This is a genomic window from Paracoccus liaowanqingii (genome assembly GCF_004683865.2).
GTDB lineage: Bacteria > Pseudomonadota > Alphaproteobacteria > Rhodobacterales > Rhodobacteraceae > Paracoccus > Paracoccus liaowanqingii.
Map to the genome: position 1 here is coordinate 861650 of NZ_CP038439.1, position 16547 is coordinate 878196.

The 16547-nt window shown below is 68.8% G+C and carries 16 protein-coding genes and 1 tRNA gene; 10 read left to right on the top strand and 7 right to left on the bottom strand.

The features are described from left to right. Positions 1-2: 2 nt before the first annotated feature. The 3 genes from E4191_RS04115 to E4191_RS04125 all read left to right on the top strand — a co-directional run bounded on the left by E4191_RS04115 (position 3) and on the right by E4191_RS04125 (position 2749). Positions 3-983 carry an ABC transporter ATP-binding protein gene (locus E4191_RS04115; RefSeq protein ID WP_135312273.1) on the top strand — a complete coding sequence of 327 codons (981 nt, stop codon included), beginning with the start codon at positions 3-5 and terminating at the stop codon, positions 981-983. Further along, complete coding sequence (locus tag E4191_RS04120) at positions 980-1975, top strand: ABC transporter ATP-binding protein (RefSeq protein WP_135312274.1); 996 nt, start codon at positions 980-982, stop codon at positions 1973-1975. The genes E4191_RS04115 and E4191_RS04120 overlap by 4 nt, the downstream gene beginning before the upstream one ends. A gap of 480 nt (positions 1976-2455) precedes the next feature. Then, positions 2456-2749, top strand: coding sequence for a hypothetical protein (locus E4191_RS04125; RefSeq protein WP_135312275.1), 294 nt, complete (start codon positions 2456-2458; stop codon positions 2747-2749). 197 nt (positions 2750-2946) lie between these two features. On the opposite strand, the gene E4191_RS04130 is transcribed toward E4191_RS04125, so the two are convergent. Then, a tRNA-Ile gene (locus E4191_RS04130) sits at positions 2947-3023 on the bottom strand. Between the two features lie 107 nt (positions 3024-3130). Between E4191_RS04130 and purM the strand changes: the two genes are divergently transcribed. Together purM and purN are read left to right on the top strand one after the other, a co-directional pair. Then, on the top strand, positions 3131-4171 hold the full coding sequence (gene purM / locus E4191_RS04135; protein WP_135312276.1) for a phosphoribosylformylglycinamidine cyclo-ligase: 1041 nt from the start codon (positions 3131-3133) through the stop codon (positions 4169-4171). Next, positions 4168-4755 carry a phosphoribosylglycinamide formyltransferase gene (gene purN / locus E4191_RS04140; protein ID WP_135312277.1) on the top strand — a complete coding sequence of 196 codons (588 nt, stop codon included), beginning with the start codon at positions 4168-4170 and terminating at the stop codon, positions 4753-4755. Before purM ends, purN begins: the two co-directional genes overlap by 4 nt. Before the next feature lies 1 nt (position 4756). On the opposite strand, the gene E4191_RS04145 is transcribed toward purN, so the two are convergent. Beyond that, a complete protein-coding gene (locus E4191_RS04145) occupies positions 4757-5362 on the bottom strand; it encodes a thiamine phosphate synthase (RefSeq protein WP_135312278.1) in 606 nt (201 codons plus the stop codon). Between the two features lie 69 nt (positions 5363-5431). On the opposite strand from E4191_RS04145, the gene E4191_RS04150 reads away from it, so the two are divergent. The 3 genes from E4191_RS04150 to E4191_RS04160 are packed head-to-tail and all read left to right on the top strand — an operon-like array spanning position 5432 to position 8813. Then, positions 5432-6160 (top strand): RNA methyltransferase, encoded by a 729-nt coding sequence (locus tag E4191_RS04150; RefSeq protein WP_135312279.1) that lies wholly within the window; start codon positions 5432-5434, stop codon positions 6158-6160. 35 nt (positions 6161-6195) lie between these two features. Continuing rightward, the gene (gene ctaA / locus E4191_RS04155) at positions 6196-7344 is read left to right on the top strand and encodes a heme A synthase (protein ID WP_135312280.1); all 1149 of its coding nucleotides are present in this window, start codon (positions 6196-6198) and stop codon (positions 7342-7344) included. Beyond that, complete coding sequence (locus E4191_RS04160; protein ID WP_135312281.1) at positions 7341-8813, top strand: carboxypeptidase M32; 1473 nt, start codon at positions 7341-7343, stop codon at positions 8811-8813. Before ctaA ends, E4191_RS04160 begins: the two co-directional genes overlap by 4 nt. 121 nt (positions 8814-8934) lie before the next feature. Here E4191_RS04160 and preA read toward each other — a convergent pair whose 3' ends face one another. From preA to E4191_RS04185, 5 genes are all read right to left on the bottom strand, one after another. Then, positions 8935-10233 (bottom strand): NAD-dependent dihydropyrimidine dehydrogenase subunit PreA, encoded by a 1299-nt coding sequence (preA, locus tag E4191_RS04165; protein ID WP_135312282.1) that lies wholly within the window; start codon positions 10231-10233, stop codon positions 8935-8937. An 11-nt stretch (positions 10234-10244) separates the two neighbouring features. Next, positions 10245-11615 carry an NAD(P)-dependent oxidoreductase gene (locus E4191_RS04170; protein WP_135312283.1) on the bottom strand — a complete coding sequence of 457 codons (1371 nt, stop codon included), beginning with the start codon at positions 11613-11615 and terminating at the stop codon, positions 10245-10247. A 97-nt stretch (positions 11616-11712) separates the two neighbouring features. Next, complete coding sequence (locus E4191_RS04175) at positions 11713-13017, bottom strand: sensor histidine kinase (RefSeq protein ID WP_135312284.1); 1305 nt, start codon at positions 13015-13017, stop codon at positions 11713-11715. Further along, the gene (locus E4191_RS04180; RefSeq protein ID WP_135312285.1) at positions 13014-13673 is read right to left on the bottom strand and encodes a response regulator transcription factor; all 660 of its coding nucleotides are present in this window, start codon (positions 13671-13673) and stop codon (positions 13014-13016) included. The genes E4191_RS04175 and E4191_RS04180 overlap by 4 nt, the downstream gene beginning before the upstream one ends. A gap of 4 nt (positions 13674-13677) precedes the next feature. Then, a complete protein-coding gene (locus E4191_RS04185) occupies positions 13678-14046 on the bottom strand; it encodes a PepSY domain-containing protein (RefSeq protein WP_135312286.1) in 369 nt (122 codons plus the stop codon). A 136-nt stretch (positions 14047-14182) separates the two neighbouring features. On the opposite strand from E4191_RS04185, the gene E4191_RS04190 reads away from it, so the two are divergent. Further along, positions 14183-15196 carry a hypothetical protein gene (locus E4191_RS04190; RefSeq protein WP_135312287.1) on the top strand — a complete coding sequence of 338 codons (1014 nt, stop codon included), beginning with the start codon at positions 14183-14185 and terminating at the stop codon, positions 15194-15196. Positions 15197-15418: 222 nt separating this feature from the next. Continuing rightward, a complete protein-coding gene (locus E4191_RS04195; RefSeq protein ID WP_135312288.1) occupies positions 15419-16537 on the top strand; it encodes an extracellular solute-binding protein in 1119 nt (372 codons plus the stop codon). The last annotated feature ends 10 nt before the right edge of the window (positions 16538-16547 follow it).

Genomic DNA, 16547 nt, shown 5'->3' on the forward strand with positions numbered 1-16547 from the left:
AGATGACACAACCCGTTCTCTCCGTCCGCAACCTGACGGTCGAATTTCCGACGCGACACGGCATCCTGACCGCCGTGCAGGACATCACCTTCGACATCATGCCCGGCGAGGTGCTGGGCGTGGTCGGCGAAAGCGGCGCGGGCAAGTCGATGACCGGGGCCGCGATCATCGGCCTGATCGACCCGCCCGGCCGCATCGCCCAGGGCGAGATCTGGCTGGGCGACAGGCGCATCGACAACCTGCCCCCCGATCAGATGCGCAAGATCCGCGGCCGCCGGATCGCCATGATCTTTCAAGACCCGCTGACCTCGCTCAATCCGCTCTATCGCATCTCGCGCCAGCTGATCGAGACGATCCGCACCCACCTGCCGCTGTCGCAGGCCGAGGCCCGTAAACGCGCGGTCAGGCTGCTGGACGACGTGGGCATCCCCGATGCGGCCCGCCGGATCGACGACTATCCGCACCAGTTCTCGGGCGGGATGCGCCAGCGCGTGGTTATCGCGCTGGCGCTGTGCGCCGATCCCGAGGTGGTCATCGCGGACGAGCCGACGACCGCGCTGGACGTGTCCGTGCAGGCCCAGATCATCGACGTTATGAAAGAGATCTGCGCCGAACGGGGCGCGGCCATCATGCTGGTGACCCATGACATGGGCGTGATCGCCGAAACCGCCGACCGCGTGGCGGTGATGTATGCGGGCCGGCTGGCCGAGATCGGCCCCGTCGCCTCCGTCATCAAGGACGCCAAGCACCCCTATTCGCAGGGCCTGATGGGCGCGATCCCCAAGCTGGGCGAGAACCTGGACCGGCTGGTCCATATCCCCGGCGCGATGCCGCGCCTGAACGCGATCCCGCAGGGCTGCGCCTTCAATCCGCGCTGCCCGCAGGTCTTTGAGAAATGCCGCACCCACCGCCCCGCCGCGTCCGAGATCGAGCCCGGCCGGCGCGCGGCCTGCTGGCTCTATCCCGAGGTCACCGAAGCATGAGCGACACCCTTCTGGACGTCCGCCACCTGTCGCGGCGCTTCGACGTCTCGGCCCCCTGGCTCAACCGCAAGCTGGAAGGGCTGGACAAGACCTATGTGAACGCCGTCAAGGATGTCAGCTTCACCGTGGCCAATGGCCAGACCTTCGCACTAGTCGGCGAGAGCGGATCGGGCAAATCCACGATCGCCCGGCTGATCGTGGGCCTGCTGGAGCCCACCGAGGGCGAGATCGTCTTCGATGGCACCTCGCTGGCGCACGGGTTGAAGGGTGCCGAGGCGCGGCGTCTGCGGCGCCGGTTCCAGATGATCTTTCAGGACCCGCTGGCCAGCCTGAACCCGCGCTGGCGCGTGACCGACATCATCGCCGAGCCGCTGCGCGTGTTCGAACGCTCGATGAACGACCGCGCCCGCCGGATGCGCGTGGGCGAATTGCTGACCTTGGTCGGCCTCTCGCCCGAGGACGGGCTGAAGTTCCCGCACCAGTTCTCGGGTGGGCAGCGCCAGCGCATCGCCATCGCGCGCGCCTTGGCTGCCAATCCCGAATTCATCGTCTGCGACGAGCCGACCTCGGCGCTGGACGTGTCGGTGCAGGCGCAGATCCTGAACCTGATGAAGGACCTGCAGGATGAATTCGGGCTGACCTATGTCTTCATCTCGCACAACCTGCAGGTCGTGCGGCACATGGCGACCGAGATCGGCGTCCTCTATCTGGGCCGCCTGGCCGAGGTGGGCGGGGCCGAGGCGCTGTTCGCCACGCCCCAGCATCCCTATACGCGGATGCTGCTGGACGCCGTGCCCGACATCGAGATGACCGGCCGCCGCCGCAAGAAGGTCGAGGGCGAGATCCCCTCGCCGATCGACCCGCCCCCCGGCTGCCCCTTCCATCCACGCTGTCCCTTCGCCAATGACCGCTGCCGGATCGAGGTTCCCCGCCTGACCCGTCGCGGCGCGCAGGCCGCCGCCTGCCACGCGGTCGAGGAGGGCAGGATCTAGGCCGCCCCGGATCCCGGTGCACGGAGTGGTGCCACAGGCGTCCGGTCCCGGGCGTGCCCTTGTGGCCCCGCCCCCGGCGGTCCCGCATGCTGGCGGGTCGTCGGGGGCGGGAAAGCCCATTTGATTGTGAAACCGTCCCGGACGGTCGGCAATGGCGCTCCGTCGATGCAAGGGAATGCAGCACATCAGCATCCTGGGCATTCCATGTGGGTCCCGGCGGGAACATCCGCGGCCACGTCAGGTTCACCGCGCCCCATCGTGAGGAGAAATCCGATGACCTGCCGAAATCTGATGATAGGCGAAGCCATGGCTTCGGCCCCTCCCTCCCTCACGGCCGCTGCCCTCGTCGGGCAGCGAGAGGCCGCGGACGGTGCCAGGGTGCCCGCGCGTCGGGACGGCAAGAATGCCGCGAAGACCCGTCGCCTCGTCCTCGAGCGCCCGGCAGGACCTTTGCCATGCGTTCAGGCAGTGAGGTAACCGATGGCCATCAATCCGTTCCGGTTCCGACCGGAAACCCCGGACACCGCGCAAGAGCCCGAAGCCGAAGAACTCGACGGCGGCACGGGGGATTGGGAAGACAACTGGCTTTCCAATTCCATGGCCTGGGGAAGCCGGCTCTTTCTTCCTTCCTGGTGCGACACCCCGGAGCACTGGACCTCTCGCTTCAAGGACTATCTTCACACCTCCTGCCCCTGCTGCCTGTTCTTCAGGGGCATCTCGGTCGGGGTGACCTTTGGCCTGGGCATCGGTCTGGCAGCGGGACTTCTGGTATGAGACGTCCAGCAGGCAGTGCGTTTACTTTGGAGCGGGCTGCCGGAGCGGGGCGCGGAGGGTCGATGAGGCCCTCGCGGGTCCCGCAAGCGTCATGACCATCCCTCAAACGGGAAACGGCGCCTTTCGCTGCATCTAGCGCCTGGAGAATCCGCAAGTCGGACTATCAACACGTGAAGCCAAGGACTCGAAAGGGGGGTTGGTAGGCCCGGCAGGACTTGAACCCGCAACCAAGGCGTTATGAGCGCCCTGCTCTGACCAGTTGAGCTACAGGCCCCCGCAGCGGGGATCTGCCTAACCTCAGCCCGCGCGCAGGTCAAGCTTGGGCGTTGCCCCGGGGGCGGGGTTCGGCTATCGGGGGGCCGACATCAGCCGGGGGCCGCCATGACGAAGAACGGGATCAGCTATCGCGACGCGGGCGTCGACATCGACGCGGGCAACGCTCTGGTCGAGCGCATCAAGCCCGCCGCCGCCGCCACCGCGCGGCCGGGCGTCATGGATGCGCTTGGCGGCTTTGGCGCGCTGTTCGATCTGAAGGCCGCGGGCTATGACGATCCGGTGCTGGTCGCGGCCACCGACGGGGTGGGCACCAAGCTGCGCATCGGCATCGACACCGGGCATCTGGACGGGCTGGGGCAGGATCTGGTCGCCATGTGCGTGAACGATCTGGTCTGCCAAGGTGCGGAACCCTTGTTCTTCCTCGACTATTTCGCCACCGGCAAGCTGTCGATCGACGAGGGCGCCCGGGTGGTCGAGGGGATCGCGCGCGGCTGTCAGGCGGCAGGCTGCGCCCTGATCGGCGGAGAGACGGCCGAGATGCCGGGCATGTATCACGACGGCGATTTCGATCTGGCGGGCTTTGCCGTGGGCGCGATGCAGCGCGGCACGGCGCTGCCCTCGGGCGTGGCGGCGGGCGATGTGCTGCTGGGGCTGGCATCTGACGGGGTGCATTCCAACGGCTATTCGCTGGTGCGCAAGGTGGCCGAGCATGCGGGACTTGCCTGGGCGGACCCCGCGCCCTTTGCCGACACCACCTTGGGCGAGGCGCTGCTGACCCCCACGCGGCTCTACGTCAAGCCCGCGCTGGCGGCGATCCGGGCGGGGGGCGTGCATGCGCTGGCCCATATCACCGGCGGCGGGCTGACCGAGAACCTGCCCCGCGTCCTGCCCAAGGATCTGGGGGCGGATATCGACCTGACCGCATGGCCGCTGCCGCCGGTCTTCGGCTGGCTGGCCGATGCGGGCGGAATCGCGCAGGACGAGATGCTCAAGACCTTCAACAGCGGCATCGGCATGATCCTGGTCGTGGCCGCCGACCGGGCCGACACGCTGGCCGATCAGTTGGCAGGGCAGGGCGAAACCGTGCATCGCATGGGTACCGTCACGGAAGGCGCGGGCATCCGCTATTCCGGCACGCTTGCGTGACACGCGTCGCGATCCTGATCTCGGGCGGCGGATCGAACATGGTCCGGCTGGTTGAGGACATGACGGGCGATCATCCGGCGCGTCCGGTGCTGGTCGCCTCGAACGATCCCGGGGCCGGGGGACTGGTGCGGGCAGCCGAACTGGGCGTGCCCACGGCGGCCGTCGATCACCGCGACTTCCCCCGCGACCGCGAGGGGTTCGAGGCGGCCCTGCTGCAGCCGCTGCTGGCGGCGCGGCCCGACATCATCTGCCTGGCGGGCTTCATGCGCATCCTGACGCCGGGTTTCGTGCAGCGCTTTGCAGGGCGGATGATCAATATCCATCCCTCGTTGCTGCCGAAATATCCCGGCCTGCACACCCATGCCCGGGCGATCGCGGCGGGCGATGCGCAGGCGGGCTGCACCGTGCATCTGGTCACGCCGGAACTGGATGCCGGGCCGCTGCTGGGTCAGGCGCGGGTGGCGGTCCTGCCCGGCGACGATGCCGATGCGCTGGCCGCAAGGGTGCTGGTGCAGGAGCATCGCCTTTATCCGGCGGTGCTGCGGCGGTTTACTGTGGGCGACCGGACGCCGGTGATGATCTAGCTCAGGTCCACAGCTGGACGAGGGCCGCGACCGGATCGTCCTGCGTCCAGATCTCTGCGCCAAGCGCGATGAAATCGGTCATCGGCGACAGCTGCGCGATCAGGTCGCGGGTGATCGCACCCTCGGCCACGACCGGCACCTCGATCATCTCGGACCACCACTGGAACAGCTCCAGCTCGACCGGCTCGCCCTTGTAGAGCGCGCTTTCGGTGATGGGACCGAAGGCCACGTAATCGGCGCCGTGTTCGGCCGCCGACAGCCCCTCGTGGCGCGAATTGCCGCAGAAGGCGCCGACGATGGCGTCATCGCCCAGTTCCTTGCGGGCATAGCGCACGCTGCGCGCCCCGTCGGTCAGATGCACGCCGTCAAGGCCATGCCGCAGCGCCAGTTTGACATGGTCGTCGATCACCACGGCCACGTCGCGGGCATGCCCGATCTCGCGCGCCAGATCGGCCAGACGGCCCAGCTCGTCCTCTTCGGCGCCGCCGCGGATGCGCAGGCAGGCGGGGGCGATGCGGTCCATCACCTCGGCCAGCAGCGGACCCAGGGCCGAGGCCTGCGCCCCGGCGGGCGTCATCAGATACAGTTGTGGCGTGTCGTCACTCATGCAGGATCTCCTTCATGTCGCAGATAGCGCAGCTTGCCCGTCGCCGCCAGACGCACTAGATGCCGGACCATGCAAATCGAACGATCCCCCGTCATCATTCTGGTCCGTCCGCAGATGGGCGAGAATATCGGCGCCGCCGCCCGCGCCATGCTGAATTTCGGCCTGACCGAGATGCGGCTGGTCGATCCCCGCGACGGCTGGCCCAACCCCAAGGCGGTCGCCATGGCCTCGGGCGCCGCGGGCCGCGTGCTGGATCATGCCCGGGTCTATCCGACGTTGGCCGACGCGATGGAGGGCATCGAATACGCCTATGCCACCACCGCCCGGGGGCGCGAGCTGACCAAGCCCGTCCTGACGCCCGAGGCCGCCATGCGCGATGCCCGTGCGCGCGAGGGCCGCAGCGCCATCATCTTCGGCCCCGAACGCACGGGGCTGGAGAATGACGACATCGCCCGCGCCAGCGCCATCGTGACGGTGCCGGTGAACCCCGACTTTCCGTCCCTGAACCTCGCGCAGGCGGTGCTGCTGATGGGATACGAATACGGCCGCGACATCCTGCCGCCCGAGCCCGCCCCCCATCTGCGCCGCGGCATCGCCGAGACCCCCGCCGACCGCATCGAGATCGAGCGTCTGGGCGATCACTATGACGACCAGCTGACGCAGGCGGGGTTCTTCTTTCCCGAAACGAAGGCCGCCTCGATGCGGCTGAACCTGCGCAACATGTGGTCGCGTCTGGCGCTGACGCAGGGGGACGTGCGCATCCTGCACGGTATCCTGCGCCAGCTGACCCGCCGCTGACCGCCCCGACCTACGCTGCCAACAAGGAGAACCCGATGGCCAAGCGCCCCGTGTTTCAGGACGTCTCGGACCCCACAGCCACCAGCCGCCCCGTCCAGACCACCGGCATGATCGACGCCCGGCCCAAGGGCGCGCGCCGCGCGATCCGGGCCTGGCTGATGGTGCTGTTCGCGATGGTGCTGGCGATGATCGTGGTGGGCGGCGCCACGCGCCTGACCGGATCGGGCCTGTCGATCACCGAATGGGCGCCCGTCACCGGCACGATCCCGCCCCTGAGCGCCGCCGACTGGCAACGCGAATTCGATGCCTATCGCCAGATCCCGCAATATCTCGAGGTCAACCGCGGCATGTCCCTGTCCGAGTTCCAGTACATCTACTGGTGGGAATGGGGCCACCGGCTGCTGGGCCGCGCGGTCGGGCTGGTCTGGGCGCTTGGCTTTGCCTTCTTCTGGGCCACGTCCCGCATCCCCGCCGGCTGGACGCCGCGCCTGCTGGGCCTTGGTGCACTGGGCGGGCTGCAGGGCGCGATCGGCTGGTGGATGGTCAGTTCCGGCCTGACCGAGGGGATGGTCCGCGTGGCCTCCTATCGCCTTGCCACCCATCTGGGCATCGCCTTCGTGATCCTCGGGTTGATCACCTGGTACGTGCTGCACCTGTCGCGGTCCGAGGCCGAGCTGATGCGCTCCCGTCGCGCGGGCGAGGCCAAGCTGTTCTCCATGTCCACGGGCCTCATGCACCTGACCTTCCTGCAGATCCTGCTGGGCGCGCTGGTCGCGGGCATCGACGCGGGCCGCACCTATACCGGCTGGCCCACGATGGGCGGCGAATGGATCCCCGCCGCCATCTGGGACGGCACGATGGGCTGGCGCAACTTCTTCGAGAACCCGGCGCTGGTGCAGTTCATCCACCGCATGACCGGCTATCTGCTGGCGGCCTTCGCGGTGGTGGTCTGGCTGCGCGCGCGCCGCTCGCCCCATCCGGTCACGCGGCAGGCTTTCACGGTGATGATCGCCGCCATGGCGGTGCAGATCGCCTTGGGCATCGCCAACGTGATCCATGCCTCGCCCTTGCATCTGGCGTTGACGCACCAGCTGGGCGCGGTGATCCTGTTCGCCTGCCTGCTGCGGGCCCGCCATCACGCCCGCTATCCCCATGAAACCTCGATCCGAGGAGTGACCCGATGAGCGCCCTGACCGACCTGCTGGCCTTTCAGCGCCAGACCGAAGCCCTGTCGTCGGTGGCCGAGCGCCTTGGCTGGGACCAGGAGACGGTGATGCCGCGCGGCGCCACCGAACAGCGCGCCGAGGAGATGGGCGCCATGGAGGAGGTGCTGCACGAACGCCGCACCGATCCGCGCTTGGGCGAATGGCTGGACGATGCCGATCCGCAGACCGATGCCGACCGCCGCGCCGTCGACCTGATCGCCCGCGACTTCGCCCGCACCAGCCGCGTGCCCGCGCGTCTGGCCTCCGAACTGGCGCGGCTGACCTCGCTGGCGCAAGGCATCTGGGCCGAGGCCCGCGCCAAGGACGCGCCCGAGGATTTCCTGCCGACCCTTGATCAGGTCCTGATGCTGAAGCGCGAGGAAGCCGCCGCCCTGGCCGATGGCGGCGATCTGTACGATGCGCTCTTGGAGGATTACGAGCCCGGCATGACCGGCGCGCGCCTGGCCTCGCTCTTCGATGCGATGCGCCCGCGTCTGGTGACGCTGCGCGACGACGTGCTGGGGGCGGATCGACAGCCGCAGCCGCTGTCGGGGCATTTCCCGCAGGAAACCCAGCTGCGTTTGGCGCGCAGCTGCGCCACGGCCTTCGGCTATGACTGGACGCGGGGGCGGATCGATCTGGCCGTGCATCCCTTCAGCTCGGGCCGCTGGCAGGACAGCCGCATCACCACGCGGGTGGTCGAGACCGATCCCTTCAACTGCATCTATTCGACGATCCACGAGGTCGGCCATTCCAGCTACGAGCTGGGCATCGACCCCGACTATGCCTTCACGCCCCTGGGGCGCGGCGTGTCGATGGGGGTCCACGAAAGCCAGAGCCGCATCTACGAGAACCAGATGGGCCGGGGCCGCGCCTTCACCGGCTGGCTGTTCGAGCGGATGTCCGAGGCCTTCGACGGGCTGAACATCACCGACCCGGACGCCTTCTATGCCACCGTGAACCGCGTGACCCCGGGCTATATCCGCACCGAATCCGACGAGGTGCAGTACAACCTGCACGTCATGCTGCGCTTCGATCTGGAGCGCGACCTGATCTCGGGCCGCCTCGACACGCGCGATCTGGTCGAGGCCTGGAACGCGCGCTTCCTGAAGGATTTCGGCGTGGCGGTGGACCGTCCCGCGAACGGCCTGCTGCAGGACGTGCACTGGGCGGTGGGCCTCTTCGGCTATTTCCCGACCTATGCGCTTGGCAATGTCTATGCGGGCTGCCTCAACCAGGCTTTGCGCGCCGACTTGCCCGACCTGGACGAGGCGCTCGCCCGCGGCGACGCCACCCCCGGCACGGAATGGCTGCGCGAGAACCTGCAGCGCCATGGCGGCCTGATGACCCCGACCGAGGTCATCGAGACCGCCTCGGGCGGCCCCGTCGGCCCGGAGCCGCTTCTGGATTACCTCGAGGAGAAATTCGGGCGGATCTACGCGTTGTGAGCAAAGAGTGGATATTTAAGCCAAGATGAAAGCGGCGCGTTTCACTCTTTCATCTTGGTGAAAATATCCCGGGGGGTCCGGGGGGCTGGCCCCCCGGCATGGCGGGACGCAAGAGCATCGCCTATTCCGCCGCCCGTGCCATCGGGTTGTTCGGATGCTGGGTCCAGTTGGCATAGCCCGCGCGGGCCTGTCCGGTGCGCTTGTCGATCTCGCCCAGTTCCAGCTCGCGCATGGTGATGCAGTCCTCGACCGGGCACACATCGACGCAGAGGTTGCAGGCCACGCATTCCTCCTCGATCACCTCGAAGACCCGGCCCGGCTTCATGGCGATGGCTTGGTGGCTCGTGTCCTCGCAGGCGGCATAGCAGCGGCCGCAGCTGATGCAGGCGTCCTGGTCGATCACCGCCTTGGTGACATAGTTCAGGTTCAGGTGCTGCCAGTCGGTGACATTGGGGGTGGCGCGGCCGATCAGGTCCGACAGTTCCATCTCGTGGCTGTCCAGATAGTCGTGCAGGCCGGTGATCATCTCCTGCACGACCTTGAAGCCATAGGTCATCGCCGCCGTGCAGACCTGAACGTTGCCCGCGCCAAGGGCCATGAACTCGGCAGCGTCGCGCCAGGTGGTGATGCCGCCGATGCCGCTGATGGGCAGGCCCGCCGTCTCGGGGTGGCGCGCGATCTCGGCCACCATGTTCAGCGCGATGGGCTTGACCGCCGGGCCGCAATAGCCACCATGGCTGCCCTTGCCGTCGATGGTGGGCTGCGGCGCGAACAGGTCCAGATCGACCGAGGTGATCGAGTTGATCGTGTTGATCAGGCTGACCGCATCCGCGCCGCCGCGCTTGGCGGCCTCGGCAGGTTTCCTCACGTCGCTGATGTTCGGGGTCAGCTTGACGATGCAGGGCATGCGCGAGTGCGTCTTCACCCACCGCGTGACCATCTCGATATATTCCGGCACCTGGCCCACGGCCGATCCCATGCCGCGTTCGGCCATGCCGTGCGGGCAGCCGAAGTTCAGCTCGACCCCGTCGGCCTCGGTGTCCTCGATGCGGGCCAGGATGTCGCGCCAGCTGTCCTCGTCGCAGGGCACCATCAGGCTGATGATCAGCGCGCGGTCGGGATAGTCGCGTTTGACCGACTTGATCTCGCGCAGGTTCACCTCCAGCGGGCGGTCGGTGATCAGCTCGATATTGTTGATGCCCAAGACGCGCCGGTCGGGGCCATGGATCACGCCATAGCGGGGGCCGTTGACGTTGACGACGGGGGGGCCTTCGGAGCCCAAGGTCTTCCACACGACGCCGCCCCATCCGGCCTGAAAGGCGCGGCGGACGTTGTATTCCTTATCCGTTGGGGGGGCCGAGGCCAGCCAGAAGGGGTTGGGGGACTTGATGCCGATGAAAGTGCTGCGCAGGTCTGCCATGGGGTGCGTCCTCAGCCGGGGATTTCGACGGGACGTCCGGTCAGCCGGGCGTCGATGTCTTCTGCCGCGTCGCGGCCTTCGGCCACGGCGGTGACGGTCAGGTCGTCCCCGCCCGCCGCGCAATCGCCGCCCGCCCAGACCCCGTCGAGGCTGGTGCGGCCCGGCCCGGTGACGGCGATCTTGCCGCCCTCCAGCGCCAGCCCCTCGGGCGCGCCGTCCAGCCGCTGGCCGATGGCGCGGAAGACCTGATCGGCCTTCAGGCGGAAGCGGTCCTCGGTCAGGGTCAGGCCCCCGGGGCCGTCGACGCTATAGGCGAACTCGACCTCGGTCACGGCGCCGTTGCCGTGGACGGCGACGGGGGCGGCGTTGCAGATGAGGCGCACGCCGCTGGCGGTGGCGTGGTCCTGCTCATGACGGCTGGCGCCCATGCGGTCCTGACCCCGGCGATAGACGATGCTGACGTTTTCCGCGCCCAGCAGCCGGGCCTGCACGGCGGCGTCCACGGCCGTCATGCCGCCGCCGATCACCACCACGTCGCGGCCCACCGGCAGGGTGCCCAGATCCGAGGCCTGCCGCAGGTCGCGGATGAAGCTGACCGCGTCCAGGACATGGGTCCGGTCCTCGCCCGTCGCGCGCAGGGCGTTCACGCCGCCCAGACCCATCCCGAGGAACACCGCGTCGTAGTCCGCCTGCAGCGCCTCCAGCGTGATGTCGCGGCCCAGGGACTGATCGTGGCGCAGGGTGATGCCGCCGATGCCCATCAGCCAGTCAACCTCGGCCTGGGCGAAGCCGTCCACGGCCTTGTAGCTGGCGATGCCGTATTCGTTCAGCCCGCCGGGCTTGGGACGGGCCTCGAAGATGGTGACCTCGTGGCCCTTGGCGGCCAGCCGATGGGCGGCGGCCAGACCGGCGGGGCCTGCGCCCACGACCGCCACGCGCTTGCCGGTAGCGACAGCGCGCTTGAAGGGATGCGCATCCTGGGCCATCAGCCCGTCGGTGGCATAGCGCTGCAGGGCGCCGATCTCGACGGGCTGGCCCTCGGCCTCCATCCGCACGCAGGCGCCTTCGCAGAGCTGCTCGGTCGGGCAGACGCGGGCGCACATGCCGCCCAGGATGTTGGCGTGAAAAATGGTCATCGCCGCCGCGTCCGGCGTGCCGGTCGAGATCTGGCGGATGAACAGCGGGATGTCGATGCTGGTGGGACAGGCCGTGATGCAGGGTGCGTCATGGCAGAAATAGCAGCGGTCGGCGGCGATGCGCGCCTCGTGGCGGTCCAGCGGCGGGGCGACATCGACGAAATTCTCCGCCAGCTGGTCTGGGGTCAGTCGGCCCGGAACGACGCCCGGGGTCAATCGTGGGGGGGTCTGTATCGCTTGGGACATTTCCGTCTCCTGGCTCACCTGTTGGTCGTTTCAGGCTGGCACAGGTCCGTTTTTTTATCAAATGGTAAAATATGGGCCGCGAAGCTTTGCGGAAATTTCAGGCAGGCAGATCGAGGATCGCCGCCAGACCGCCCAGATCCGAGCGTTCCAGACGCAACTCGCCGCCATGCAACGCGGCCAGATCGGCCACGATGGCCAGTCCCAGCCCGGCGCCGGGGGGGCCCAGCTCGTCCAGCCGGGCGCCCCGGATCAGCGCGCGGGGGGCCTGCGTCGCATCCAGGCCCGGGCCGTCATCGTCAATGCGCAGGATCAGGCGGTCAGGGGACGGCGTCACGGTCAGGCGCAGGCGGGTGCGGCCCCATTTCACGGAATTCTCGGAGAGGTTGCCGATCATCTCCTCCAGATCCTGACGTTCGCCGGGGAAGGCGGCGTCCGGGGGGCAGTGGACCTCGACCTGCATGCCCTTGTCGGAGAGGGGCCAGCGCAGGACCAGAAGGATATCGTCGATCACCGGGGCGATGGGGGTCCGCTGACCCAGCAGGCGGGGCCCGGCCTGACGCGCGCGGCGCAGGTGCCAGCCGATCAGCCGGTCCATGCGGGTGATCAGCGCCTGACCCGCATGATCCGAGGGCAATTCGTTGGACAAGGCCGACAGGGGCGTCTTCAGCGAATGGGCCAGATTGCCCAGATGCTGGCGCGAGCGGGCCAGCAGGGTGGCGTTCTGGTCCAGCGCCGCGTTGATCTCGTCGGTCAGGGGGCGCAGTTCGGACACGTCGGGGCGGGCCAGCCGGTCGACGCCCCCCGCGCGCACCCGCGCCAGATCGGCGCGCAGCCGGTCGAGGCTGCGCAGCCCCATCGTCACCTGGATGACGCTGGCAGCCGCCAGCCCCAGCCCCAGAACCGCCAGCGCCACGGCCAGAGGGCGGATGATCTGCGCCAGGCTCGCCTCGATCTCGGACAGGGGGGCGGTGACGGTGACGGCGACCAGGGCGTCGCTGTCGGGGATGGTCAGCTCGCGCCGCAGCACGCGCAGGCCCGCGCCGTCGGTGTCGCGGCCCGCAGCGCCGGTCAGATCGCCCCCCGGCCCCGACAGCTGCCCGTCCAGCAGCGATCCCGACCGCGCCACCGCCGCCCCGTCCGCCGCCACCTGCCAGTACCAGCCCGACAGCGGGAGGGTGAAGCGCACGTCCAGCGGCGTGTCGTCCAGCTCAATGCGATCGTCGTCGCCCTCGACCTCCAGCTGGCCGATCAGGCTGTCGGCGATGGCCAGCGTTTCCGCATCGAAGCGGTCGGTCACGAAATCCTTCAGCAGATGCGCGATCAGCAGGAAGGCCGCCAGCAGCGCCGCCGACAGCCAGACCGCCGCCAGCAGCAGCAGCCGGCCCCGGATGGACCGCGTCACGCGACCCTCAGGACATAGCCCTCGCCGCGCCGGGTCTCGATCACGCCCTCGCCGACCTTGCGGCGCAGGCGGCCGATGACGACCTCGATCGACTTGAAGTCGCGGTCGGTCTCGGCCTCGTAGAGGTGCTCGGACAGCTCGGTCCGGCTGACCACGCGGTCCTGGTGATGGATCAGATAGGTCAGGATGCGCGATTCGAAACCGGTCAGCTTCAGCGCCACGCCGTCGCGGGTGATGACGCCCAGCTGCCCGTCCAGCTGCAGCCGCCCCGCCTGGATCTGGGGTCGCGCATGGCCCGCCGCGCGGCGGATCAGGGTCTGGGCCCGCAGCACGACCTCGTCCAGGCGGAAGGGCTTGACGGCATAGTCGTCGGCGCCCGCGCGAAAGCCCGCCACCTTGTCGGTCCAGTCGCCCCGCGCGGTCAGGATCAGCACCGGCAGGGCGATGCCCTGATCGCGCCAGCGGGTCAGCACCTCGATCCCCGACAGGCCGGGCAGGCCCAGATCCAGGATCGCCACGTCATAGCTTTCGGTGGCGCCCAGAAACTCTCCTTGGGTGCCGTCGGCGGCATGGTCGGTCACGAAGCCGGCCTGGATCATGGCCTGGGACAGCTGGTCGGCCAGAAGGGGGTCGTCCTCGACGATCAAGGCGCGCATGGGGTCAGTCCTGGGGTTGGGACGGGGCAGGGCGGCGGGCCTGCAGCTGGCCGCGCCCGGCCACCTCCAGGAACCGCCCCGTGCGGGCATCGACGCGGATGTTGAGGCGATTGCGCTCGGACGTCAGCAGGCGAAATTCATAGACCAGCTCGGCGCCCATCGCGCGTTCCTGCGGCGAGGGGGGCCGGGTCTCGGCGGCCAGCAGCCGCCCGGCATAGCGGGTGGTGACGGCCTCGGCGATCTGGTGGAAGGGCATGGGGCGAAAGCTGGTGGCCCAAGGGTCGACCGCATCGGGCGGCGGCGCGGGCTGCGCCGCCACGGGCGGGGCCAGCAGCAGGACCATCAGAATCGCAAGGGGGGCGGGGCGTCTCATGGGGGCATTATGGCCATGCCAACCCCAATGAAAACCAAATGCCGCATTGGCGCTTCGTTCGGGCGCCTTGGGGTAGATGTGATTCGTCGCGGGCCACCATCGACGGCCACGCCAGAACGTTACAGGAGAAGACCCCATGACCCTCACCCATCTCGCCTCGACCGCCGCGCTGATCGCCCTTGTCACAGGCACGGCTCCCGTGGTCGCCCAGACCGCCCCCCCGGCGCCCGCCACTGCCTCGACGACCGGCGGCGTAGAGCTGCCCGCCCTGCTGCAGGGTCTGGACCTGGGCCGCGTCAGCGTCGAGACCAAGCGCGACGGCCAGCGCGAATACGAGGGCACCCTGCCCGACGGCACCGAGATCGAGGCCGAGTTCGACATGGCCGGCAACCTGATCAAGGTCGAGGCCGATGACGGCATCCTGCCCGCCCCGGTCGTCGATGCCGCCTTGCCGGCCGCGCTGCGCGGCCACGAGGCGCTGTCGCTGTTCGCCACCTTCGAGGAGATCAAGACCCACCCCCGCCATCTGGAGATCAAGGGCCACAGCGAGGCGGGCGATGAGGTCGAGGTCAAGTTCGCCCCCGACAACAGCCTGATCGAGATCGAGACCGACGACATGGCCATGCCGCAGGCGATGATCGACACGATCCTGCCGCAGGCCGTCCGCTCCAACGAGATCATCTCGCAGTTCGGGATGATCGAGGAGATCAAGGCGGAATACGGACGCTTCGAGGTCAAGGGCGAGGATGCCCAGGGCGAGGACATGCGCGCGCAGTTCGACGAGGCGGGCAACGTGCTGCGCTTTGCCCGCGATGGAGAGCGCGACGGTAATCGCGAGGGGCGCGGCCCGCGCCACGAGCGGGGCGATCACGGGCGCGGCGATCACGACCGCGGCCCGCGCGGTGACGGTCCCCGGGGTGACATGATGCGCGGCGACGGCCCCCGCGGCGACGCGCGCGGTCAGGCGCCGGCGCTGGAGTTCGACACGGTGGCCGTGAATGCCAGCCTGACCCAGGCCGGATATTCGGCCTTCGGCCTGTTGCGTCAGCACGGCCCCCGCGTGATGCTGGACGCCACCAACCCGCAGGGCGAGGCGGTCACGCTGGAACTGGACCCCGAGGGCGAGGTCCTGCGCGAAACCGCGCGCTGATCCCCGATCCGCGCATCCTGAAGCAGGGCCGTCCCGACCGGGGCGGCCCTTGGCATGTCGGGCGCGCCGCCCGGGACGGGACCGGCCAGAAAGAGACTTTGCGAAATCGCCCCTGCGGTCTAACCTGCCGCGCGGGACCGCACCGGCGGCGCTGTCATTTCACTGACACGGCAATCGGTTACCGGATTGCGGCTGACGACATGAACATGGAGGATCACCAAGATGACACGGATCGACCGACGCGGCCTGCTGCGCGGGGCTGCGGCCACCGCCGGGGTGACGCTGGCCTCGCCCTACCTCGCCCGGCGCGCGATGGCGCAGGGTGCGGGCACGGTGAACATCTTTGCCTGGGCCGGTTACCTGAACGACGAGATCCTGGCCGCCTTCACCGAGGCCACCGGGATCACCCCGAACTTCACCCCCTACGGCACCAATGACGAGCTGCTCAACCAGCTGCGCGCCAACAACGGCGCGGGCTTCGACCTGATCTGGCCGACCGTGGACCGCGTGCCGAACTATGTCGAGTTCGGGCTGGTCCAGCCCATCGACGAGGCCCGCGTCGAGGTCGCCCGCGTGCTGCCGAGCGCGTGGGAGAACTCGGTCAACCTGGGCGCCGTGGTGGACGGGGCCCGCTATCAGGTGCCGACCGACTGGGGCACCGAGGCGGTGGCCTTCGACCGCGACCAGCGCCCGCTGGACTATGGCACGGCCTCCTATGGCGACATCTGGAATGACGGGGCGCAGGCCACCGTGCGCGCCCATTCCGCGCTGATCGGCCTAGGCCTGTGGCTGGAGGCCGAGGGCCGTCTGCCGCGCCCGCTGCTGGACGCCTTCACCTCGCCCGAGGCGCAGACCGAGATCTTCGACGTGATCCTGGCCGAGGCCGTCGAACGCAAGGGCAACGTCATCCAGTTCTGGAACAACGAGAACGAGGCGCAGGGCGCCTTCCGCGTCAATGGAGCCAATGTCGGCCAGACCTGGGATTCGACCGCAGCGACGCTGGCGCGCGAGGGGCTGCCCATCGGCTTCATCGCGCCGCGCGAGGGCGCGCTGGCCTGGATGGAGGGCCTGTCGATCCCCACGGGCGCCGAGAACCTGGACGAGGCCTATGCCTTCATCAACTGGTTCCTGACCCCCGAGGCGGGCGCGATGTACACCAACGCGACCTCGATCAACTCGACCGCGGTGGGGTCGGACCAGCTGATCTCGGACGAGGCGCGGGCCTTCTTCGCCGCCGCCTATCCGGAGGATGCCCTGGACAAGCTGTGGTGGTGGCCGATCCAGGAAAGCTGGTATGTGACCAAGCGCAACGAATATCAGGACCGCTTCCTGTCGGCCTGACCCCTTGGCG

What these genes read in the sequence shown, in the direction of transcription:
- E4191_RS04115 (WP_135312273.1), top strand. Translation starts at nt 3, where the DNA reads ATGACACAACCCGTTCTCTCCGTCCGCAACCTGACGGTCGAATTTCCG.
- E4191_RS04120 (WP_135312274.1), top strand. Translation starts at nt 980, where the DNA reads ATGAGCGACACCCTTCTGGACGTCCGCCACCTGTCGCGGCGCTTCGAC.
- E4191_RS04125 (WP_135312275.1), top strand. Translation starts at nt 2,456, where the DNA reads ATGGCCATCAATCCGTTCCGGTTCCGACCGGAAACCCCGGACACCGCG.
- purM (WP_135312276.1), top strand. Translation starts at nt 3,131, where the DNA reads ATGACGAAGAACGGGATCAGCTATCGCGACGCGGGCGTCGACATCGAC.
- E4191_RS04145 (WP_135312278.1), bottom strand. Translation starts at nt 5,362, where the DNA reads ATGAGTGACGACACGCCACAACTGTATCTGATGACGCCCGCCGGGGCG.
- E4191_RS04150 (WP_135312279.1), top strand. Translation starts at nt 5,432, where the DNA reads ATGCAAATCGAACGATCCCCCGTCATCATTCTGGTCCGTCCGCAGATG.
- ctaA (WP_135312280.1), top strand. Translation starts at nt 6,196, where the DNA reads ATGGCCAAGCGCCCCGTGTTTCAGGACGTCTCGGACCCCACAGCCACC.
- E4191_RS04160 (WP_135312281.1), top strand. Translation starts at nt 7,341, where the DNA reads ATGAGCGCCCTGACCGACCTGCTGGCCTTTCAGCGCCAGACCGAAGCC.
- preA (WP_135312282.1), bottom strand. Translation starts at nt 10,233, where the DNA reads ATGGCAGACCTGCGCAGCACTTTCATCGGCATCAAGTCCCCCAACCCC.
- E4191_RS04170 (WP_135312283.1), bottom strand. Translation starts at nt 11,615, where the DNA reads ATGTCCCAAGCGATACAGACCCCCCCACGATTGACCCCGGGCGTCGTT.
- E4191_RS04180 (WP_135312285.1), bottom strand. Translation starts at nt 13,673, where the DNA reads ATGCGCGCCTTGATCGTCGAGGACGACCCCCTTCTGGCCGACCAGCTG.
- E4191_RS04185 (WP_135312286.1), bottom strand. Translation starts at nt 14,046, where the DNA reads ATGAGACGCCCCGCCCCCCTTGCGATTCTGATGGTCCTGCTGCTGGCC.
- E4191_RS04190 (WP_135312287.1), top strand. Translation starts at nt 14,183, where the DNA reads ATGACCCTCACCCATCTCGCCTCGACCGCCGCGCTGATCGCCCTTGTC.
- E4191_RS04195 (WP_135312288.1), top strand. Translation starts at nt 15,419, where the DNA reads ATGACACGGATCGACCGACGCGGCCTGCTGCGCGGGGCTGCGGCCACC.